The organism is Bacteroides sp. D2, assembly GCF_025147085.1.
Lineage (GTDB): Bacteria > Bacteroidota > Bacteroidia > Bacteroidales > Bacteroidaceae > Bacteroides.
On the sequence record NZ_CP102261.1, the window covers coordinates 3,697,765 to 3,715,440 of the forward strand.

Genomic DNA, 17,676 nt, shown 5'->3' on the forward strand with positions numbered 1-17,676 from the left:
CTTATTTATATGTTCTCCTCTTAGCGGTTTTGCATTTGCCGGCGATCACCTTTAAAGAGGACTTTTTCTTTTTCATCCGGGTCAGTATCTTTGTACTGTTTTTGAGTGTCCTGAAGTAGCTCCATCAGCTCTTTTTGTACTTTAGCATATTCCGGTTTGCCGAAGACGTTGTTCATTTCTCTCGGATCAGCTTTCATGTCATACATTTCCCATTCGTCAATATCGTTGTAGAAATGAATTAGTTTGAAATCTTGTGTACGGATGCCATAGTGACATTTTACAGAGTGTTCTGCAGGGTATTCATAATAATGGTAATAAGCAGCTTTACGCCAGTCGGTCGGGGTTTTGCCTTCGTTGACCAATATCGGTTTCAAAGAAGCTCCTTGAATATCTGACGGAATATCTACTCCGGCAAAGTCGAGGAAGGTAGGAGCAAAGTCTACATTCATGCTGATTGCATTACTGGTACTTCCTGCTTTGATTGCTTTCGGGTAACGGATGATAAGAGGCATGCGCTGACATTCTTCATACATGAAGCGTTTGTCAAACCAGCCATGTTCGCCAAGAAAGAAACCCTGGTCGGAGGTGTAGACAATGATTGTATTGTCCAGTTCACCAATCTTTTCGAGATAATTCAGTAGTCGGCCGATATTTTCGTCTACTGCCAGAACCGTAGCCAGATAATCGCGCATATATTGTTGATATTTCCAGCTGATTAAAGATTTGCCTTTCAAGTCACCTTTGCGATATTCGGCAATGCGCCCGGCGTATACAGAATCCCATTTATCCTGAACTTCAATTGGCATACGTTTATATACACTATAAAGACGGTTGGTTGTATCTTTCAGCATTTCTTCACGAGTCATCAATTTGAGATCCCAGTCGTTTGTCAACGTGTGCTCGATAGACATATCCTGCTCGCGAGCAGCTCTTCCACGACCTTCGTAGTCGTCGAACAGATTAGCCGGTTCCGGAAAAGTTGTATTGTTGAATATGCCCAAATGGCGGGGAGCGGGCATCCAGTTACGGTGTGGGGCTTTCTGGTGATACATCATGCAGAACGGTTTGTTCTTGTCACGTCCTTCAAGGAATTTAATTGCTTTGTCGGTAATAATATCCGTAGCATATCCTTTTTCTACGATATGTTTTCCGTCTTCCCAGAAATCAGGATCGTAATAGTCACCTTGCTCATGTTGGCCGCTAAGGATACTCCAATGGTCGAAACCTTGCGGTTCGCTGATGAGATGCCATTTGCCAATCATGGCAGTCTGGTATCCGGCTTGCTGAAGAAGTTTGGGGAATGTCTGCTGATCGCCGTTGAATGTACTTGCATTATCGGTAAAACCATTTTCGTGACTGAACTTGCCGGTGAGGATGCAAGCGCGCGAAGGTCCCGAAAGAGCATTGACAGCGTAACAATTATCAAAGCGAATACCTTCATTGGCAATCCGGTCCATATTAGGAGTTTGAATCAAATTTCCTCCATAACAGGACATCGCTTGGGTAGTGTGATCATCCGTCATCATGAAGATAATGTTCGGCTGTCTGACTTCTTCTTTCTTTTGGCTGCTGCAAGAAACGAGACTTAGTGCTGCCAATGGGAGGAGTAGGGTAGAGGAGGTGTAATAGTTTTCCATAATGATAAGAAGCCTCTCCCAAGAAAAGGGGCAGGGAGAGGCTTTGAGGCTTTTTATAGTTTGTATTTTAATGACTGTTTCTTTCCGTTTACTTTCACTTCTACTTCCAGACCGTTTTCATCGAACGCTTTGTTCTTGAATTTAGCGTCAAATTTAGGGGCATCTGCGCTTTTCTTAACCGGGTAGATAACAGTGATGTAACGTACAGCTTCTTCGCCGTCTTTTCTCACGTTGAACGATACATTCATACGTTTATAGCGTTTGCGATAAGCTGTTGAACACCATCCTGGTTCTTTCTTCATACTCATGCCAGCAGGGCCAAAGCATTGCAGTTTCATATTGCTTCCATCCTCAAACTGTGTCAGGAACGTCATGTCTTCGCGGCTGTTGGCAATTTCTCCTTTCGGCATCTGATAGTGAAGATTGATAGAACCTTTACCGCTACCTGCCATTTCATCTACAATGACAAAGTAAGTGTTATCAACGAAGAAAACAGAACGACGGTGTTTCAGATTCTTGTAACTCGGATTTTCAGTCACTAAAGTCTGGATAGCACCTTCCGGTTGCCATAACTTTGTAACAGATTCTGTTGTCTCGAGATTTTTGTTGTCCAAGGTTACTGTGTTGTGAACACAAGTCTGACGGTGCCAGTTGCGTTGTTCCATTACTTCGCCTTCACCGGCGTATACATACGAACCTGAATCCGGGAACAAATTCTTGCCGTTGAACCAAAGTTCAAATGTACCATTATCCGGCTGACAGTGCCAAAAAGCTTTCGGACCTGCCTTTACTACCATTTGGGTAGCATCCATTCCCCATGAATTACGGAATACAAAGAAGCCTGATTTCAGGAAACCTTTAGACATATAATCCGGCAATGCACCTTCTTTCCCTTCTGTAGCAAAGTATTTGATTGCCTGGTTCTTCGGGAACAGTTTGCTCCATGACTTGTAGTTTTTCACCATTTCTTTCTTTGTTGTCAACTTGGCGTCGCTGAAACATGGATTGGTGTAATCAGGGAAAGAAATGTTTGCATAGAACATAATCATGTTTTCAATGGTATCCAAATAATCTTGAGGGAATTCCTTACGGAATCCGTTGGCATCTGCGATACCTAAAGCTTTACAGAAAATGTTAATAGCTGCCAGATGATAATGTGGATCAAGTTCGAACTGTCCGCCATCTTCGTATACCTGTACGTGAATTTCACGGTTCAGAATGTCGATACCACTTTTTCTCCAAGCCGGAGCCTCTTTGAATTCAGGGAAAAAGGCACCTGCATAAATCATGCGTTGAGCTTCAAACAGTAAATGGTTGCCTTGATCCGAGTAATTAGCAAGGATATGTACAGCATGTTTGTAATAGTTCACCAGGAATTCTGTCAGGAAGTCCGGAGTGAAAGAAGGTGAGGGAAGGAATAACTGGAATTGCGAAGTCTGGTCTTGCAGACGATTACTCACTTCCAGAGGACGCCATGCAAAACGTACGTTTTCTACTTCGCCTTTGATTTTTCCATCACTTACCAGCTCATATTCTTTCTTGTCCATCTTCACCAACGGATTCTTTTTAATCCAGTCGATATACTGGTGTGCCCATTCTTTAGCATATTTTTCATCACCGGATATACGGTAAGCTTTACCCATTGGAGTGAACCATTTGTGACGGTGCAACTGCCAGCGGAGCTCATTATCTTTCACCGGCCAGTATTGCCAGTTGATATCTTCTCCATAATTGTAAGAAGGTTGATAACCTTTATGTACGAAGAATGTATGTTTCAATCCGTCATCCGCCCATTGCTGTTCTTCTTTGCTGATAGTCACCTTGTTCAGATTGATATCCGGAGTTTTTACGTTGGTACGTGCACGGTAATAGTCCAGTAATGCTTTGGCAGCATCCTCATCTTTACCCTCCTGATGCAAAGCTTTTACTTTCTCCAGTCCCGGATAGTCCAGGTTAAGAAGAGAAAAGACTTCGCTTTTCAGTTCTTGGGCATAACCCTTGCTTACGAAACATGCGATTGCAAGCAGAACGATGTATTTTAAAGTTTTATTCATGATATAATAGGTGTTATAATTTTATGTATTAGATATCTTTGTAGTTGATACCTTTCAGATCCATGAATCTCTTCAATGCTTCCAGATAATAGTAGTCAGCATAGTTCAGCGGAGTGTCGATTTCAGAACCATTGGGCAGTGAACCTACGGAATGCATCAAAATGAATCCTTGATTGTCACCCACTTTTGCAAGATATGCATCACTTGACAGACTCTTCAGAATTTTTTCCGCATAATCCAGATATTTCTGTCCATCGGGAACCATTGTGCTTAGTTCGATCATTGCAGAAGCAGTGACAGAAGCAGCAGATACATCGCGTGGAGTTTCTTTGGTTACAGGAGCATCATAATCCCAATAAGGAATAGCGTCGTCTGTTTTTACGCGATCCATAATCATATCAGCTATATCCTTTGCAAAGTTCAGGAAGATACTATCATTTGTTTCGCGGAAACAAGCGGTATATCCGTACACAGCCCATGCCTGTCCGCGTGCCCATGAAGAATCATCGTTCTTGCCTTGGTGGGTTTGTTTTCGTTCTACTGTACCATCGCTGTTATAGCTTACTACATGCCAGCAAGTATAATCCGGGCGGAAGTGATTATGCATCGTTGTCATGGCATGTTTGATAGCGATGTCTTTATATCTATTGTCGCCTGTTGTTTTTGCTACATTGAACAGAAGATCAAGGTTCATCATATTGTCGATGATAACCGGGAAGTTCCATGTTCCGAAATCCCATGAACGGATAGCACCGATAGAATCATTGAAACGACCGCAGAGGTTATCGGCAGTTTCTCTCATCACAGCAGCGATGGTATCGTTAGGTGAAAGACGTTCTGCATTGCCGTAGCTACAGTTGACCATAAATCCCAAATCATGTGTACCTTTATAATAGCGTACCGGATTCAGAAGATTGGTATATTCGATTGCTTGAGTTTTCAGTGTATCGTTTCCTGTCAGTTCGTATGCATACCATAATGAACCGGGGAAGAAACCGCTTGTCCAGTCATAAACGTTACAGAGGCGACGTTTGCCTAATTGCTCGGCAGTAGGTTGTGCACGTAGGGAATCTTTAAATGTTAATGAATCTCTTTCCAACTGACGGCAAAGGAAATCCATGTCATAGCCGGTACGGATGGAGCGTGGCAACATCCCTGTACCACTAACTTCTTCAGCAGAAAGTTGTAATTGGGCAGAAGCTACATCCAGTCCTTTTTTTATCCAACTGTAGTCTTCCTTTGGGGTTATCTGGCACGACGCGAGTGCAATACTAACCGAAGCAAAGAGAACAAGTTTCTTTTTCATGTTATTCATTTTAAGTGATTGTTTTTAGAAGTTTTGTACTGATGCAAAAGTATGCGAACTATTTTATTTTTAATGATACGAATGTTGAAAAGGACATTGAAACAGATTTTAGACTATTAGTTTTGTTGAAAAAACTATTAATTTTGTCAAGTATGTCCTTTTAAAGGGGATTTCAGCCCTATATTTTATCATTTGAATGAAATCTTTTTCCTTTCACCTGCATTGAAATGAGTCTTTCTTATCATATCTTTGTAGGTAATATTAGTGGTTTGTTCATACGGACTAGTGACGTATGCAACAGTTATTTTACCTTTTTCCCATTCCATATCTACAGTAAATCCTCCTCTTGCTTTTAGTCCTTTTATATTTCCTTTTTCCCATGTAGGAGGTAAAGCAGGAAGTAGATGGATATTTCCCTTATGGCTTTGCAATAGCATTTCAGCAATACCGGCTGTTGCTCCAAAATTTCCATCGATCTGAAAGGGTAGTGCATTTAACAGATTACGGTATAAACCTCCTTGATTTTCAGCTTTAGTGTCAGAATCAACATAATTGATAAGATTACTTAATGCTTCATAAGCTTTTAAAGAATTGTACAAACGTGACCAAAGAGAAATTTTCCATGCCATGCTCCATCCGGTTGTTTTATTGCCGCGAGCGTTTAGAGATTTTCGTGCGGCATCGAAAAGTTCTGGAGTATAATCTGTAATATCGCATCCAGGATATAATCCGAAGAGATGTGATACATGCCGATGTTGGGGCTCATTCTCCATATATTCTTTATCCCATTCCAAAAGTTGCCCTTTACTACCGATCTGATATTTCTTCAATTTGTTTACTTTTTGGGTTAATTCTGCACAGAATAGAGAGTCTGTCTGAAGTACTTTTGATGCATTTATTGTATTTGAAAACAAAGAACGGATAATTGCTATATCCATTGTGCTTCCCTCGCATACAGATGCAGAAATACCATCTGGCATAAGATAAGCATTTTCAGGGGAAGTACTGACTGGGGTTACCAATTCTCCTTCACTGTTTTCTACCAGCCATTCCGAGCAGAATGTTGCTGATCCTTTTAGTATAGGATAGTATTTCTTCAGGAAGTCTATGTCTTTGGTATATAAATAATGTTCCCATATATGATTACATAACCAAGGGCCGGACATATTCCAAAAGAACCAGTATACAAATCCGTCTGATGGATAGGCTTCTCTCCATATTGAAATGTTATGGTGGATAGCCCAACCATTCAAACCATACATATCGCGTGCCAGATTTTTTCCTTTATCTGCAATTTCTTCTATGAGTTTGAATAATGGTTGATGGCATTCAGACAGATTAGTGACTTCTGCCGGCCAGTAATTCATTTCCAGGTTGATATTCAGAGTGTATCCCGAATTCCATGGAGGCAATACCTCGTTATTCCACAATCCTTGCAGGTTTAGAGGTTGTCCTTCACCACGTGAACCGGCTATCATTAAATATCGTCCGAACTGAAATAGTTGTGTGATAATTGTTTGATCCTCTTTTTTCTTGAAGAGTTTTAGTCGTTGGTCTGTAGGTGTCTTTTTTAGTTGTTTGTTCGTATGAAGGTTGAAAGATACCCGCTTAAATAAAGACTGATAATCAGTAATATGTTCTTCTTTTAGCTTTTTATACGAGTGCTTTTCGCTTATTTTTCTATAATTATTAATTTCTTGGTGTGGGTTCTTACCTTCCTTACTCGGACTTTTGTGTAGTCCATTGTAACTGGTAGCAGCATATAATACTAATGTAACCTCGCTGCAATCTTGCGCAATGAATTGGTTGTTCTCTATCACTAACTTCCCATCTTTATGGCTTGAAAGGAGACATGCTTCGAAAAAGGTACCTTTTCCACCCAGTTCATTTCCATAAATTACTTGCTTTTTTTGTATGACATGTCCCGTTTGGTCAAAGTATTCCGGATGCAATCGTTGAGTATTGAAACGCTTCATGTGTTCTATATCTCTTCGTTGGGCATGTGCAGGAGCTTGTCCTTTCAGATAAATAGCTTGCGAGTCGGAATCTTGGGTTACAGGATGCGGTGATTCTAAATGGGCGGTGAAATTCAATACTGGTTTAGAAGCACTAAGGTGAATAATAATGGCCTGTGCCGGATACGAAGCGAATACTTCTCTTCTTATTGCTATGCCATTTTGTTTATAAGAAGTAGTGACAATAGAGTTATTCATATCCAACGAATGGATGTAATCAGTGATCGCTCCTTTGGAAGCGAATTCTATATAAAGATCTCCAAAAGGCTGGTAAGCTTCATTAAGTCTGCCGATCCATTTTTGTTGTATGATATTTCCCGCTTCTGTATTTTTTCCTTCGTTAAGCAGTTGACGTATATGCCCAAGATCAGATGCTACATTTATATCCTTTGGTGTTTCAGGTTCCCCACTATAGAGAGTGTTTTCATTAAACTGTATTCTTTCTTTTTGGGGTTCTCCAAAAATCATGGCTCCAAGACGTCCATTGCCTACAGGCAATGCTTCTTCCCATACTTTTGCAGGTGATTTATACCATAATGTCAGGTCACTCTGAGCATTAGAATCTAATATATAAAAGCAAATAAGCAGTAATGTTATTAATCTATGTTTCATATCAGATATTGGTTTGATGTAATAAAAGAGTGTAGTTTTCTCCCCGGATAGTGGAGATGGTTACGTAAGTTTTATTTTTCTCTTTGTCATGAGATACCTTTATCGACTTTTGAAGGCATTTAACATTATATATTCCATTGATTGTTAATTGCGTATTGAAAGCTTTTTCTTCCTGTACAACATCTTCTTCGGTTAGTAAGCCCATGTGTGCACGTGATGCTCTCCGCATATCCGGTTCACAGATGGAAAGTCTGAAAGAATCGTTCTCTTCTTCTTTTTCTAATATGTAAGAGAGAGGAATATTTACTTGAGTAACCAGTTGCTCGGTATATGTTTTTAGAGGATTGAATAAGGCACCGCAAATGATACCTGCCGTTTTGTGACGAATGATATGTGCATCATTATCCTGAGCTACTATCTCTATCGGACTATGATTTGATAAAAGTCTTTTAGCTGTTTTTTTATCTTTTTGCTTCAGTATGTAGTATTGGTATTTAGCGTCTATAGCTGGTGCTCCATGTTCTATATAGGCTCTTGTGTGGGTTCCCTCGCAAAGAGTCCGTACAGCTCCTCCTTTTACTACATACATGAGTGAAGGATCTGTGAGAATATACCCTTCATCTATTCTTTCTTTACTTGTGTTTTTATCAAATGATTGAAATAATGTTGTAATTGTAGGGTATCTTTTGTCTTTGGTTTGGATATCTGATCCCAGACAGAGCAAAAAGTCTTCAAATACAAAAACGGACTTGTTAGCCCGGAAGGAATTGTCATAAGTAATATCATGCATTCTGAAAGAAAACATTGCGCTTTTTTTAGAACCATGGATACCCGTGAGGAATGTCTCGTCTGAAAAATTGCGATGCCCGGAACTTGATCCGCCTTTATCTTGCAATACATATTCCGGTAATACTTTTGTAGTAGCCCCAGGGATATAGTTCCAGTCGAAATCACTCTCTTCCGGATTGAAAGACTTATATTTATTCTTTAAATCAAAATATTCTATTTGACCATAGGATAAATAACGTCCCTTTGTGTTTTCTGTTGCTGAAGACTCAAAATCCCAAATATAGCGGCTGAATCCTTTTATGTTGAAATGGAATAAACTGTCTTTGGCAATCAATAGACCGGAGTAAGGCATAAACAATGTCCCATTGACTTTTTCTTCTTTGGAAATGGAAGTAGATGCCAATTGGGTTAATAATTCAATTTCTCCTACTGTGCTGGTATATGCGAGGTTGGAGTTTACATTACTTACGTAGTTTGTTATAGCTTGTCTATTACTACCAGACTCCAGAATTCGTTTAAAAGCAGCTGTTAATTCCTTGTCTGGTTCCTTATATGATAAAGATACATAAGCAAATGCAGGTAACAGTGTTTCTAAAATTTGTTGTCCTTTTGGGAAACGCCCTACGGTTCCGGCAGGTACATTTAAACCTGCACAGAAGAAACGAAAAGTTAATAAGCCTTGTTTCAGATTATGTAAAGTTGATTCGGATAATGCATAAGGAGTGTCATGTAATAAATAGGCTATTAATGCTCCTGCATAAAGTGCATGAGGATAATAGGCACTATTATAGGGTCCTCTATGATGATAACCGGAAAAGTCCGGTTTGAATGTTCCGAAGAATCCGGGAGCTATTCCTAAAGCATTATCCATATAATTTTTAAACGCGGTCAGTGCGACTTGCTTTTTTTGTTTATCGTTAATTGATAATGCATAAATGAGTTTGGGAATAGCCAGTGCCCGTAGATTATCTGCTACCTCTCCGGCATTTGCCGGAGTTTGATAGCATGTACCAAACATTGTAAACCAGTTTAAAGTTTGAAGTTCACGTTCCAATAACTCGGTAGAAAGTTGCTCTTTTAACAGAAAAAATGAGTGGAAATAGCCGGAACTTCGTAGTTTCTCAAAACATAAAGTCCCCATCCCGCTACCGTCTGCCCAGCCTTGATCGTTGAACCAGTCATAAATATAAAGCACTTTTTTTAGACTCTGAACGTTTTGATTTTTTCGATAGTCAAGTGCCAATGGAAGCAGTATGTTTTCATTAATCGTACGGAATTTCTTCAATTGCTGCCCTTCTATAGTAGTAGGGGCACCCATTGGAAACAAGGGCTCTCCTTTGGGGGTATTGTCTTCATTATATTGTATCTTAATTTTCTGCGCAGCTTTGAGACCGGTTCGGATAAATACTTCTTCATTGTCTTCTCTCATCTTTATCCATTTGTCTGATGATTGTTGTCCGCTTCCGAGATACCATGTCGTAAGTCTGTCTGCGATAATCTTTATTTGTTGATCTTCAGCAGTAATAATTTTCTTTACTTGAGGTGTGGTGTTTCTGTAGCTTACAAAATCAGAGACTAAACTATAATCCTTACGGTTAACCTTATATTGCGCATCTGACATATTTTGCCAGGAAACTTTTGGTGTGAATTCTAAAAAATCAATGAAAATGACCCCTTCTTCTGTCTCTTGTGGGAATTGCATTTCAACAGACTTTATATTACTCTTGGGTGGCATATTCATATCTCCTTGAAACTTGGCCCAAATACACCGCCAGCCTTTAAAATTGAGTAGAAAAGGAAATCGACAGACTTCTTTTTCATTAGTATCTTTGAATGAGAAAATTAGATGTTCGTTGATGGGAAATTTGTTATAAATCCATAGATTAATCCCTCCGTTTTTATTTTGGCAAGCTTCAGAAATTCCGGACGGTGATTGAAGGGTAAGGATTGCTCCTTGTTTCCAGTTGATTTGGAGTGATTGGTTGCCTAATTTGTATTTGTCAGCAGAGATATTAAGCGTACCTTTATTTATGCTCCAATCTCCGGGGATTTTGTTATCCTCAAATGAATAGATTTGAGAAAAAGCAGATTGGCTGGTAATAAATGATACAAGAAGAGCGATTATACAAATATTCTTTTTCATGGTATATGGAAGGTGAGGGGATAAATGAATAATTGTGATGAAAGCGTTACAGGAAAAAAGAGCTTTTTCTCTGTAACGCTTTCATTACTATATGGAGGTACAATTAGTTACCATCCAGGGTTTTGATTAAACTGAGTACACAAGTCCATCTCTTGTTGTGGTATAGGCAGTAACTCGTTTTTGTTCTTCTTAGTGTAGTCAACGCATACATAATATCCATCGCCACCACTATACCAGTTTACCAAGTCTTGAGCTGTCTGTTTGATGCTTTCGTAGTAAATTCCCCAACGAACCAAATCTTGTCGGCGGTGTCCTTCGAATGCCAATTCATATGCCCGTTCATTACGTACGGCTTTTTGGAATTCTTCATAAGACATACCGGATAAATCCGATTTACTGTTGTCTGTATCTACCGGAAACCCGAAGCCACGTCTACGTACCATATTAATGGCTCTGTATGCATCATCTGTCGGACCTTGTTTCCATTCATTCAAGGCTTCTGCATATAGAAGTAATACATCAGCATAGCGCAATATATACCAGTTGATGTTGGAAAGATTGGCGTCGATCAGGTAGTTGGCACTATTAACGTAGTCTTCTGTATCCCATTTTCTTGGACATACATTATCAATGTATGATTTCTTCAATGCATCTTTAGCATCATCTTTGATGGCGTCTTCAATATTACCACTACTGTTTATCACAATCTTTACTCCATCTTCACCGGTATCAGTGGCCTTACCATATTTATAATCCGCAAAAGACAATCCCCATCTCTTATCGCTTTCACGATCTTTCCAGTCGCGTAAAAAAGTAGGAATGACACGCCAGTTACCAGCATTACGAACGCCTCTAATACCACTTGCTTGTACTCCGTTCCATTTTCCAATACGTCCGCAAGGATCATTGGCTGATACTCCGGTAACAGTAGGAGCATAGAAACTTACTTCAATCAAGCTTTCTTCTTCGTCCCAAACACCATTGCAGGTGTTTTTCCATAATTGTTCGTAGTCGTCGAGCAAATGATGTTTGCCGGACTCAACTAGAATTTTTGCAGTTTTTGCAGCATCTTCCCATTTACTTGTATCATGAACGGGATAACCTGCCCAAGTGGCATATACTTTAGTTAACAATCCTAATGCCGCACCTTTAGAAAGGCGGAAGCTATTATCGGAACGTATATTATCATCTATTGCATATGGCAGATTATCAATGGCATATTGCAAATCAGCTTCTATAAATTTATATACATCTGCAGGATCAGCTTGTGTGAAAGTAGAGGGATGTTGTCTGGACTGTTCTGTATTGGTAATCAATGCTACATGTCCGAACCAGCGTACTACTTCGAAATAGTATAGGGCGCGTAGACAACGTGCTTCCGCCATATAAACTGCTGCCTTTTTATAATTAGTTTCGTCATAGGTACCTATTTTTTGCTGCAAAGCTTCGATAAAATCGTTTGCACTGTAGATTGCATTGTACAGGTTTGCCCATGTAGTTGCGATTTCAGTTTGGGAACTGGTATAAGCGTTTGATGGAATAAGACGAAGTCCATCAGTACTATTACCCGTTACTTTAGCAATGTCACTAGGGATGGTGAAATAAAGCGATAAATGGAAACCATATATGCCATCCTGAACCATATTACGATATACACCCAAAAGCACATTTTCTGCTTCTGTTGCATTATTCATATAGTTTCCTTTCTCAATCTCTGTATAGCTGGTTTCATCTAGCGAACAGGATGAAACTGCGATTGCACAGGCTAATGTGCACAAGTAGTATTTGAAATTTTTCATTGTCTTTTTCTGTTTAGAATTGAACTTCTACACCAAATGTAAATACTCTGCTCTTAGGATAAGCTCCCCAGTCAAACCCAGGCATAAGTGGGCTGCTTTTCATGTTCACTTCCGGGTCATAGCCGCTATATTTAGTCAGACAGAATAAATTCTGTGCCGTACCGTATACACGCAGACGGTTAATGTATGCTTTTCTAGTCCATTTATTAGGGAAAGTATATCCCAATGTGATATTCTTTAAGCGTAAGAATGAACCGTCTTCGATGAAGCGTGAGTATAATTCATATTTCACATATCCTTTAGCAGAAGGAACGCGATTGGAAGCATGTGTCGGAGTCCATCGGTCAGCTACTTCTGCCAGTTGGTTGCTGCGTTCGTCTTGCGATTGTGTATTAAACATACGGGTCGCATTATAAATATCATTACCATATTGGAACTGGAGCATGAAACTGAAATCAATGTTTTTGTAATTGAAGGTGTTGGTGATACCTCCATACCAGTCTGGCTGACCATTTCCAATAGTTGTACGGTCATCTGTTGTAATGACACCGTCTCCATCTATATCTTTATATTTCACCATACCTGGTTCAACTGTTTTTCCTGCATGTTGGCTTATGTCTGCAATTCCAGGTTTCAGTTGCATTGTTCCGTCAGGTAACATGTTGAAGTCAGATGTTTGATATACTCCATCGAAAACATATCCATACATTTGTCCAAGAGAAGAACCCACAATTGAAATATAGTCATTTCCATTGAAGTTACTGTTGAATTTAGTTGCCGACTGTATGTATGATGTTCCGTCTTGCAATGCTTTCAATGTATTTTTAATGAACGAAATATTGAAATCGGTCTGCCATAAGAAATTGCGGGTTCTGATGTTAGTAGAATTGATGTTCAATTCAATACCCTTATTCTCTATTTTACCAATATTCTGCCATTGAGAATTGAATCCGGTTACATAAGCTAATTTTTGTTCAAGTAACAGGTCTTTTGTGTTTTTTAGAAAGAAATCAGCTGTCAAATTCAGGCGATTTTCAAAAAAACCTACATCAATACCTAAGTTAGCGGTAGTAGAACCTTCCCACTTCAGAGCTTTATTAGCCAACTGTTTAGGATTCAGTACTGTAACCAGTTGTTGACCTACTCCATATTTGCTTGCTGTATACAAGTCCATTGACAAATAGTTTGTGATACGGTCATTTCCTACTGTACCCCATCCAAGACGAAGTTTCAAATTTGATATTGGAGTGATATTTTTCATGAACTTCTCTTCTGATATACGCCATGCGGCAGAGAATGATGGGAAATATCCCCATTTGTTTTTTGCAGAGAATACGGTAGAACCATCAGCACGAATCGTCGCTGTAAATAGATAGCGGTTATCAAAGTTGTAATTTCCACGTGCAAAGAATGATAATAGCTTTTTATCGCTTCTTGAAGTGGATACACTACTAGGGGTAGCTCCGATTCCAAGGTTATCGTTACCAAGATTTTCAAATGGAAAATCTTTAGCTTGTCCATATAAAAGTTCAGAGCTTCTGAATGCGAACTCATGTCCCAACATAACATCAAATGAATTTTTCTTATTGATTTTATGTTTGTAAGTTAATGTATTACTGCTCTGCCAACGCAAGTCTTTCTGCATTTGTGTAGAACCATAAACACCTCCACTACGGTATGCCTGACTTGACTCTGCGCCATAGAAGATATCTCTCCTTGTATTAGTTGTATTGTAAGTCGCTGCGGCTTTGAAAGTGAGATTCTTCATCAACTGAATACTTAATGAGGCATTAGCTCCCCACAATTCTGCTTGTCTCCAGTCTTTTACAGCTTCTGCTTGTTTAATCGGATTGATTTGTGAGTAAGTTGCGTTTTCACTTAATTCCAATGGGTCAAAAACGGAGTTCAACAGCTCTTCGTTAGTAACACTATTACCTCCTGTAGGACGGAAACGCAGAATGTTGGATAACATATTCAGTGTTCCTCCTGTTCCTGAAGTACCGATACCTTCTTTTACAGTATTTGCATAGTTGATAGTAGCATCGAAAGTAATAAATTTATTAATCTTTTGATTGATACGTAATTTAGCTGAATTCTTTTTATAACCACTATTCTTAAAAATACCATTTTCATCGAAATGTGAGAATGAAGCAGCATATTTAGTTTCTTTTGTACCTCCACTGATACTAAAATCATGGTTTTGAGACCAAGTCGGTTTGAAAGATTCACCTTGCCAGTCGATACCCGGGTCGGTCAGATAGTCTTCCAGTGTTTGATGACGGTAGGGATTTCCATCAGAATCGTTTCCTTCCTGATAGTAAGTTGTACCATATTTAGTTGGATTGAGTTCCACCTGTAATGCTGCAAACTCGTATGTACTAAGCATATCCAGTTTCTTTGGAATGTTGCGATAAGTGGCAGAACCGTTATAAGTAATGACAGGTTTTCCTTCCTTACCGGATTTGGTTGTAACCAAAACAACACCGTTGGCTGCACGTGCACCATAAATAGCAGAAGCGGAAGCATCTTTTAAAACTTCAACTGATTCGATATCAGAGTTTGCAAGATAATCAATATCACCAACTTCAAAACCATCGACAATATAAAGTGGGGAAGAGTCTCCATTTACCGTGCCGACACCACGAATTTTGATGTCAAAACCTGAACCGGGAGTACCATCCGATTGAGTGATTTGCACACCGGCAATTTGACCTCCAAGAGCTTCCACTACGGAACCTGTTTTGAAACCTTCTATGGATTTAGCTGCAACAGAAGAAACGGAGCCTGTCAGGTCGCTTTTTTTCATGCTACCGTAGCCAACCACAATGACTTCGTCTAGCATTGCATTGTCAGGTTCCATTTTGATATTCAGGTTTTTGGTACCTTTTATTTTAATCTCCTGATTCTTATAACCAATATAGCTGATAATTAATGTTGCATTATTATTGGCTTTAATAGAGAATTTTCCATCAAAATCTGTAACTACCCCTTTTTGAGAGTTTTTCACTTGAACTGTTGCTCCGATTAGCGGAGTATCCGTTTCGTCGATAACCACACCGTTTACAGTGATTTCCTGACCAAACGCAGTGATTGCAATCAAGAGAGCTAAGAGGGTAAGATACCCTCTTTTGCTCAATGTATTAAAGTTTATATTGTACATATTTATATTAGATTTAAATTAGAAACTTTCATCAAACCAAATAGCTAATGGGAATATCTGGTTTTTGGTTGTACCGTCATTTGCAAGGTCATTCTGTGTACCGTCAGTGACGAAAGACATTCTTCCGATAAATACACCATTGGCATATACTCCTTCCGTATCTTTCCATTTGCCCGGATTGATAACAACAGATAAATCTTTGTTATTAACATATCCCAAAGCTTGGTTCGTATTTTGAGAATTGTCATAGTAAGACATAGGACCTCTGGCACTATAATTAGGCGTTTTTCCTATTGTATTATAATATGTTGTCCATAAGCCATACATGAAACTACCTACAGTTGATTGTATTCCGTCAACATGATCTCCTATGAAGCTGTAATAATAGAAATCTCTACGATAGTCCATCAGGAATTTGGTGTAGTCTGTATAAGGTGAACCACTTAGTTTTACTACCGGAGCTGGCGTCGTACCACCCTTAGCAGGATTCATTTTCACAGCGAATGGAGTATATTCAACGAATATATCGTTTTTGTCTTTGTTTTGTCGTATAAAGACAGGTACAGTTTTGGAGACAGCCTCTTCACCTTCACCTACTGTTGCAGTGACAAAGAGCACACTAACACCATAATTACTATTCCACTTATTTTCACTAAATGAAAGTTCTCCTGTTTCTGAAATAGTAGTACCACTTAATGCGGTTGTATTTTGTATCTTAACTTCCCATTTAACCGGACGTCCTTCTGGAATATCTGTTTTCGGAGTTAATTTTGCAGCCAAGAGTGTCGCTTTTTTATCATAATCAAATTGATCTGCATAATTCTCTTCAGGAGTAAGTCCTAAATTGTTTCCATAGCGTATGAATGTAAAACTATTAGGATTTTTGGTAATATTCAATGTGAAGGTCGCTGTTTGCTCACTCTTGTTGTTCTTGGCTTTTACTGTAATAGTGTATGTAGCTACCTCTATTGAATTACCCTTCTTAGCCGAAATAGCACCAGTTACCGGATCTATATTCAGTTTATCGGTCAATCGGGAGTCCAAATCAACGAATGAGTATGTAAGTTCGTCTCCATCCACATCTTCCGGAGTAAATTCAAATGCTACACCTTGTACCTTTTCTTGATTAGCATATTGAAGCTTGGTGATAGGATTGATAAATGCCACTATATTAATAACAAAAGGAGTTTCATCGAAATCTTTGCTACCGTATTGATTAGTTGCTGTAACGACTACACTATAACTATTGTCGATCTCCAGTCCATTGTTACCAGCAAGTGTAATAACACCGGTTTGTTCATCTATAGTGATGGCAGAGGTTTCAGGTGAAATAGATTTAATCTTATATGTCAGTCCATCTGTTGATCCTTTAAGAGTGGGTACACTAGATGTAAATGCTTCATCTTTTTCCACTTTCACAGAACTGGGATTATATGTTAACGTGAGAGGACTGGAAATGATCTTGAATGTAACTGCATTCTCATAAATACCAGCTCCTGCTTCTGTTGTTAACTTCAGATTCAATACGTATTTGCCTGGGAGTATTTCTCCTTCGTACTTGTCATTAACCGTGATTTTTCCGGTTTTGGAAATGGCAAAGTATTCTTTTCCTTCTTCTTGAATGATTTCATACTTGCTAATGTGTACATGAGTTCCTTCTTCTGTCTTTACCTGAGCACTGGCTGATTCTTTATAAATGTCTGCAAAATCAACTGTAACTTCACTAGGATCTACCGATATACCATCTGGAACCGGTGCTAGCATATTTACTGTTATTACATCCTTGAATTCATAATACTTGCCGTTAGATATACAAGATATGCTAATGCAGTAAGTACCAACAGGCAAATTATCCGTATCAGTTAGCTTTATGGCTCCTGTGCTTGGATCTGAAATCTGAAAGCTACTCGTTTCATATACTTCTCCATTGAGGGTAACACGAGTAATAGCAAAATCTGAGGGAGTACCTCCGATGTAAGTAGGCCCGGACATATTAAAATTCATAGAGGGACCTATGTCAGTAACGCCGGCATAGTAGATCGCAAACTTCGTAGAGTCCGTTGTCTCAGGATCTGTACAAGAGATGCCTGTGATACATAACCCTATTGTCATTAAGATTGCAAAGAATCTTGAAGTCAGGTTTTGTAAATTAGATTTCATT

8 protein-coding genes are annotated in these 17,676 nt (G+C 39.2%); all 8 read right to left on the minus strand.

The genetic code is table 11. The features are described 5' to 3' along the window. Positions 1-20: 20 nt before the first annotated feature. The 8 genes from NQ505_RS13020 to NQ505_RS13055 all read right to left on the minus strand — a co-directional run bounded on the left by NQ505_RS13020 (position 21) and on the right by NQ505_RS13055 (position 17,675). Positions 21-1,637 (minus strand): sulfatase, encoded by a 1,617-nt coding sequence (locus tag NQ505_RS13020; protein ID WP_009000734.1) that lies wholly within the window; start codon positions 1,635-1,637, stop codon positions 21-23. Between the two features lie 53 nt (positions 1,638-1,690). Continuing rightward, positions 1,691-3,691: a heparin-sulfate lyase HepC gene (hepC, locus tag NQ505_RS13025; protein ID WP_009000735.1), complete on the minus strand. Its 2,001-nt coding sequence runs from the start codon at positions 3,689-3,691 to the stop codon at positions 1,691-1,693. Positions 3,692-3,719: 28 nt separating this feature from the next. Then, on the minus strand, positions 3,720-5,006 hold the full coding sequence (locus tag NQ505_RS13030; protein WP_259824958.1) for a DUF4995 domain-containing protein: 1,287 nt from the start codon (positions 5,004-5,006) through the stop codon (positions 3,720-3,722). Between the two features lie 179 nt (positions 5,007-5,185). Then, on the minus strand, positions 5,186-7,624 hold the full coding sequence (locus NQ505_RS13035) for a glycosyl hydrolase family 95 catalytic domain-containing protein (protein ID WP_009000739.1): 2,439 nt from the start codon (positions 7,622-7,624) through the stop codon (positions 5,186-5,188). Position 7,625: 1 nt separating this feature from the next. Next, complete coding sequence (locus NQ505_RS13040; RefSeq protein WP_009000740.1) at positions 7,626-10,556, minus strand: chondroitinase family polysaccharide lyase; 2,931 nt, start codon at positions 10,554-10,556, stop codon at positions 7,626-7,628. A 107-nt stretch (positions 10,557-10,663) separates the two neighbouring features. After that, a complete protein-coding gene (locus NQ505_RS13045; protein WP_009000741.1) occupies positions 10,664-12,355 on the minus strand; it encodes a RagB/SusD family nutrient uptake outer membrane protein in 1,692 nt (563 codons plus the stop codon). A 13-nt stretch (positions 12,356-12,368) separates the two neighbouring features. After that, on the minus strand, positions 12,369-15,515 hold the full coding sequence (locus tag NQ505_RS13050) for a SusC/RagA family TonB-linked outer membrane protein (protein WP_259824960.1): 3,147 nt from the start codon (positions 15,513-15,515) through the stop codon (positions 12,369-12,371). Between the two features lie 18 nt (positions 15,516-15,533). Next, a complete protein-coding gene (locus tag NQ505_RS13055) occupies positions 15,534-17,675 on the minus strand; it encodes a surface glycan-binding family protein (RefSeq protein WP_009000742.1) in 2,142 nt (713 codons plus the stop codon). Between the last annotated feature and the right edge of the window lies 1 nt (position 17,676).

Coding starts and splice junctions, on each gene's coding strand:
- NQ505_RS13055 (WP_009000742.1), bottom strand. CDS start 17,675: ATGAAATCTAATTTACAAAACCTGACTTCAAGATTCTTTGCAATCTTA.
- NQ505_RS13035 (WP_009000739.1), bottom strand. CDS start 7,624: ATGAAACATAGATTAATAACATTACTGCTTATTTGCTTTTATATATTA.
- NQ505_RS13020 (WP_009000734.1), bottom strand. CDS start 1,637: ATGGAAAACTATTACACCTCCTCTACCCTACTCCTCCCATTGGCAGCA.
- NQ505_RS13030 (WP_259824958.1), bottom strand. CDS start 5,006: ATGAATAACATGAAAAAGAAACTTGTTCTCTTTGCTTCGGTTAGTATT.
- NQ505_RS13050 (WP_259824960.1), bottom strand. CDS start 15,515: ATGTACAATATAAACTTTAATACATTGAGCAAAAGAGGGTATCTTACC.
- NQ505_RS13040 (WP_009000740.1), bottom strand. CDS start 10,556: ATGAAAAAGAATATTTGTATAATCGCTCTTCTTGTATCATTTATTACC.
- NQ505_RS13045 (WP_009000741.1), bottom strand. CDS start 12,355: ATGAAAAATTTCAAATACTACTTGTGCACATTAGCCTGTGCAATCGCA.
- hepC (WP_009000735.1), bottom strand. CDS start 3,691: ATGAATAAAACTTTAAAATACATCGTTCTGCTTGCAATCGCATGTTTC.